The organism is Prevotella veroralis DSM 19559 = JCM 6290 (genome assembly GCF_000377625.1).
Taxonomy (GTDB): Bacteria; Bacteroidota; Bacteroidia; order Bacteroidales; family Bacteroidaceae; genus Prevotella; species Prevotella veroralis.
Window position 1 is genome coordinate 1 of sequence record NZ_KB898347.1, and the last position, 4,960, is coordinate 4,960.

The following is a 4,960-nucleotide window of genomic DNA, read 5'->3' on the forward strand; positions in this document are numbered from 1 at the left end:
CTTTTTAAAGTCTGGATTATCGTAATCTCCTATACCGCTATCTATAAAATCTTGCACCCAAAAGGCAACATTTACTTCTCCCTCGAAAACGCCGATTCCTCCTGTCTTCATCGGGTCAGCACCTTTGTCCCATAACCATAGTACGAAAGCCCATTGGCTTGCAAGTGCTTGGTCTATTATTACAGTTTCTTTCGTGCTATCAAACTGATTAATATCTGCACCATGCTCTAATAGGTATTCTATTTTTTGTTTATCTTTATATAATGCAGCCGCAAATAAAGGAAGTTGCGCTCGCGTGTCATTTGGATTAGCCCCATGTTCGAGTAATAATTTCATATAATTCATGCCATATTTATCGTAGCACGTTCTTTCAAGAGGAAGCATGCAAACGGTTTCTTCTGGTGTCTCGTCCCAGAATACTGATACAAAATTAGGGTCTGCTCCATTCTCTAAAAGAAACTTTGTCATGTCATAGTTATGTTCCCATATAGCATAAAGCAGATAGGACATGCCATTTTTTCCCATAGAGTTTACGTTCCACCCTTTGTGCATCATATCAAGGATTTTATCCTTGTTACAATCATGAATGGCTTGAATAATAGGATATTCTTTCTCACTAAAAAAACGCTTGTAAGGTGCTTCACTATCAAACATAGTACATGAGGTTAAAATGATTGATGTTAATAATGCTATAATATATTTCATTACCTTATCATTCATTCTCTTCCGTATTATCCATGGCTGGTTTATATGGAAATTCTACACCTATACTTTTTAGTCGCGCAACAAGCTTTTTAAAGTCTGGAGCATCATAATCTCCATTTCCATAATTTATAAAGACTTGTACCCAATATGCAACATTTTCTTTACCTCCAGTATTTCTTCCAATACCTCCCGTTTTCATCGGGTCAGCACCTTTGTCCCATAGCCACAATACGAAAGCCCATTGCCTTGCAAGTGCTTGGTCTATTATTACAGTTTCCTTTACACTATCAAACTGATTTATATCTGCGCCATGCTTTAATAAGTATTCTATTTTTTGTTTATCTTTATATAATGCAGCCGCAAATAAAGGAAGTTGCGCTCGCGTGTCATTGGGATTAGCTCCATGTTCGAGCAATAATTTCATATAATTCATGCCATAATCATCATAACATGAAATTTCTAAAGGAAGACGAGGCTCTATTACATCGGGTGTACTTGTCAGTGGAGAAACCATGTTAGGGTCTGCTCCATTTTCTAAAAGAAACTTTGTCATGTCATAGTTATGCTCCCATACGGCATAAAGCAGATAGGACATACCATATTTCCCCGTAGAGTTTACGTTCCATCCTTTGTGTATCATGTCAAGGATTTTATCCTTGTTACAATCATGGATGGCTTGAATAATAGGATATTCTTTCTCACTAAAAAAACGCTTGTAAGGTGCTTCACTGTTAAACATACTGCATGAGGTTAAGATGAGTGATGATAGTAATGCTATAATATATTTCATTGCCTTATCATTCATTCTCTTTAGTTTTATTCACGGCTGGTTTATATGGGAACTCTACACCTATACTTTTTAATCGCGCAACAAGCTTTTTAAAGTCTGGATTATCGTAATCTCCTATACCGCTATCTATAAAATCTTGCACCCAAAAGGCAACATTTACTTCTCCCTCGAAAACGCCGACTCCTCCTGTCTTCATCGGATCAGCACCTTTGTCCCATAGCCATAGTACGAAAGCCCATTGGCTTGCAAGTGCTTGATCTATTATTACAGTTTCTTTCGAACGGTTAAATTGGTTAATATCTGCTCCATGTTCTAATAAGTATTCTATTTTTTGTTTATCTTTATATAACGCTGCCGAAAATATAGGAAGTTGCGCTTGCGTATCATTGGGATTAGCTCCATATTTGATTAACAGCTTAACAAAATTAATATTATAATCTTTATAACAGACTGTTTCGAGAGGTAGGATACGTACCGTTTCTTCTGGTTTCACTTCCCAGAATACTGATACAAAATTGGGATCTGCCCCATTTTCTAAAAGAAACTTTGTCATGTCATAGTTATGTTCCCATATAGCATAAAGCAAATAAGACATTCCGTGTTTGCCCATAGAATTTACGTTCCATCCTTTGTGCATCATATCAAGGATTTTATCCTTGTCGCAATCGTGAATGGCTTGAATAATGGGATATTCTTTCTCACTGAAAAAACGCTTGTAAGGTGCTTCACTGTTAAACATACTGCATGAGGTTAAAATGAGTGATGATAATAATGCTATAATTTTTTTCATTGTTGTGGATTGTTTCTTTAAAGAATGTTGGCAATAATTGGTCTCCCTAACTCTGCTTCCTCAGCTTGTATTGCTTTGAGGAGTAAGGGTAGGTCGTGCCCTTTAGCAAAATCAAAATTATCCAGCGTATTTAACATTATTCTTTCGCCTGCAGCCTTTGGCATTAGGGAAAGATTATTGCTTGCCATATTTAGGAAATCTTGATTTGAATAATAGGTATGAACCTTTGAAGTATCAGGATTCTTTACGCCATACATTTTATAAGTATTCGGATGAACGCCTGCAGGGCAGAAAGCGTAAGTCTTGCTACCAGTGGCAGCACCTGCAGCTGTTGCTAAACCACCACCAAGGGAATGGCCAGCAATAGTCATCTGTTTACCTTGTTTTTCAGAGCCTTGTTTAACCTTTCTTGCTAATTTTATAGACTTCTCATATTGTTCACTTCCCATACCTAATCCCTGCCTCATGTTATCGTCGGTCCATTCTTTACTCCAGTCATGTACTAAATCATTTTCAGGATGGTCTGGGTCACTGTAGGTACCACGATAAACAAGTACATAATCTCCATTCTTGTCTTTATAGATATCTGCTTTAAAGCCTGCATGTGGGTCGTCAAATTCTTTTGAATCTGTGATACCTAAGTTTGCCAATTCCTTTGCATTCAACTTCTCATAGCCCTCAAGTTTTTCACTCTTAAGCATAGCTTTTTGTTCGGGGCTTAGCCCATCCAGAGAATCGTCCATATCATAATCATCCTTATCCTTCTCTTTTGTCGTTCGATTATAAGCAAAGTAACTTAAAGCTAACATTTTAGCGGCTTCGGAAAAGTCGGGTTTTATGATAGTTATAAGTCCTCCTTGTATGCAATTCAGCATAGCTCCTTCAAGTAGGGCTTTTTGCCCACAGATTTTTACGGATGGATGCACTCTTGTCCAAGTAGACATCTTTGTATATGCGGCGCAGATATTTGGCATTATCACATTTTGAACCATCTTTGATACTTTTCCATGCAGGAAAGAGTACATTCCCACTGCACCAAGCACTGCACCGGCAGTACTCCCTACTTGGGCACCTTGAACTGTTGCACTAACCATAGTGCCAACTTTTTTAAAGAAGCCCATATCCTTGGAGGCATCTTTCCCCGCTCGCCAACCTCTCAGTGCACCGACTACTAATCCTGCTAAAGCTCCACCTATTGCGGCACGCAGACATAGAACAGAGGTAAAGAGTGTCATATTCATCAATACCGTTGCAAGCACACTGATGTAAGCTGGCGTCTTATAGCATCCATAACATTCGCCCATTCTGTCATTCTCCGTAGCGATTAGTTTCCCATTACTACGTTTGACACTATTTTGACTTGTTACTTTAATCAAAGCCTGATGTGCACCAAGTGTGCATACTGTGATGTCTTTGTCTTGTATATATTGTAAACTCATAATACTGCTCCTCCTATTTTAAACTCTATCTGAGTAATATACGAGTAACCTTCACTGGCCTGCTCATGCGCTATTGTTTGTGCTGAATCAAAGAAATCCAGTTGTTTGTCTGTACACAGATATTTAGTCTCTATATGATATTGGTAATCAAATACTGCATGGTCTGTCAAGGGGAGAATCTCTCTCTTGTATTGCTCTTCGATAGTGTCTATATCTTTTATAACTCCTTCTCCTTGTTGTGTCAGTTCCAGAACACCATTGGGTAAGGTCTCTTTACGGGTTCTCTTTACTTTTGCACTTACTTTATGATTGCTGAAAAGAGAAGAGGCTGGGCTAATGGTAAATGATTTCCCTCCACCAAACCATGACCATAATGTATAATAAAGTAAAGAGTCTTTCATTTCGTTCTCGAAAGAATCATAGCCTTCTTTCGATAAAGCCAAGAAATTCTTTATAGAATCATCAGAACCAAATGTCTTTTCTACTTCATCCTTACTTTTTTCCCATGCTTCTCCTATTTCTTTTTTATTGCAGATTATAATCTCATCATCACTGTCAAAGTCAAACATAACCTTATAAGCTGGTTTGTTTATAATGCTGAGTAGTTTAAAGATTTCTGCATTCTCTTCTTGCTTCGGTGCATCCAAAACCTCTATGAGTATATGTCGTTCAATAGGGAACGATACAGCCCACTTCTGAGTAACAGAATTTTCTACAATAATGCTACCATTCATTAGGAGCTTGGTCGTCTGCGTGATATGATATTTCTTCTGCATAATATATTAAATTAATATTACTACTTAACGTGAGTTCGACGAATTATAAATGTCTATAAATTTGGTGATTAGCGAAATTTGTTGTAACTTTAAGGTGTTAACATACAAACAGTTACAAACAAAAATCGCTATGATCACCGAGGACAAAGTTACAGAAATATTTTGTATGGCAGACGACTTCTGCAAGTTTTTTGATGCTATGACAGCAAAATATACGCTAAAACCTACCGGAAAAAGAAAATATCATCGAAATTCTACAATGTCAAAGGCAGAAGTTATGCTGATAATGATTCTATTCCACGATTCTGGTTATCGCTGCTTTAAACATTTCTATCTTGAAAAAGTATGCAAGCATCTTCTCCATCTGTTTCCAAAAGTTGTTTCTTATAACCGTATAGTAGAATTGGAAAGGGATGTAGTCATACCCTTAACCTTGTTTATCAAGAAGGTTCTGTTGGGC

The 4,960-nt window shown here is 37.4% G+C and carries 5 protein-coding genes and 1 pseudogene; 1 reads left to right on the forward strand and 5 read right to left on the reverse strand.

What is annotated here, in order from left to right; all coding sequences use genetic code 11:
* From D464_RS0112220 to D464_RS0112240, 5 genes are all read right to left on the reverse strand, one after another.
* Positions 1-720 (reverse strand): ankyrin repeat domain-containing protein (locus D464_RS0112220; protein WP_018911609.1); only part of this gene is annotated, 720 nt, incomplete at its 3' end.
* Positions 713-1,510 (reverse strand): ankyrin repeat domain-containing protein, encoded by a 798-nt coding sequence (locus tag D464_RS14045; protein ID WP_026284702.1) that lies wholly within the window; start codon positions 1,508-1,510, stop codon positions 713-715. The genes D464_RS14045 and D464_RS0112220, both read right to left, overlap by 8 nt.
* A complete protein-coding gene (locus D464_RS0112230; protein ID WP_018911611.1) occupies positions 1,503-2,234 on the reverse strand; it encodes an ankyrin repeat domain-containing protein in 732 nt (243 codons plus the stop codon). Before D464_RS0112230 ends, D464_RS14045 begins: the two co-directional genes overlap by 8 nt.
* 68 nt (positions 2,235-2,302) lie before the next feature.
* A complete protein-coding gene (locus D464_RS0112235; RefSeq protein WP_018911612.1) occupies positions 2,303-3,724 on the reverse strand; it encodes a DUF4280 domain-containing protein in 1,422 nt (473 codons plus the stop codon).
* Complete coding sequence (locus tag D464_RS0112240; protein WP_018911613.1) at positions 3,721-4,500, reverse strand: hypothetical protein; 780 nt, start codon at positions 4,498-4,500, stop codon at positions 3,721-3,723. Before D464_RS0112240 ends, D464_RS0112235 begins: the two co-directional genes overlap by 4 nt.
* 130 nt (positions 4,501-4,630) lie before the next feature.
* Here D464_RS0112240 and D464_RS0112245 point away from each other — a divergent pair.
* Positions 4,631-4,960 (forward strand): annotated as a pseudogene (locus tag D464_RS0112245) (IS982 family transposase); the annotation flags it as partial.

Excerpts from the sequence above, each read along its gene's own strand:
- D464_RS14045 (WP_026284702.1), bottom strand. The coding sequence starts at position 1,510 with ATGAATGATAAGGCAATGAAATATATTATAGCATTACTATCATCACTC.
- D464_RS0112230 (WP_018911611.1), bottom strand. The coding sequence starts at position 2,234 with ATGTTTAACAGTGAAGCACCTTACAAGCGTTTTTTCAGTGAGAAAGAA.
- D464_RS0112235 (WP_018911612.1), bottom strand. The coding sequence starts at position 3,724 with ATGAGTTTACAATATATACAAGACAAAGACATCACAGTATGCACACTT.
- D464_RS0112240 (WP_018911613.1), bottom strand. The coding sequence starts at position 4,500 with ATGCAGAAGAAATATCATATCACGCAGACGACCAAGCTCCTAATGAAT.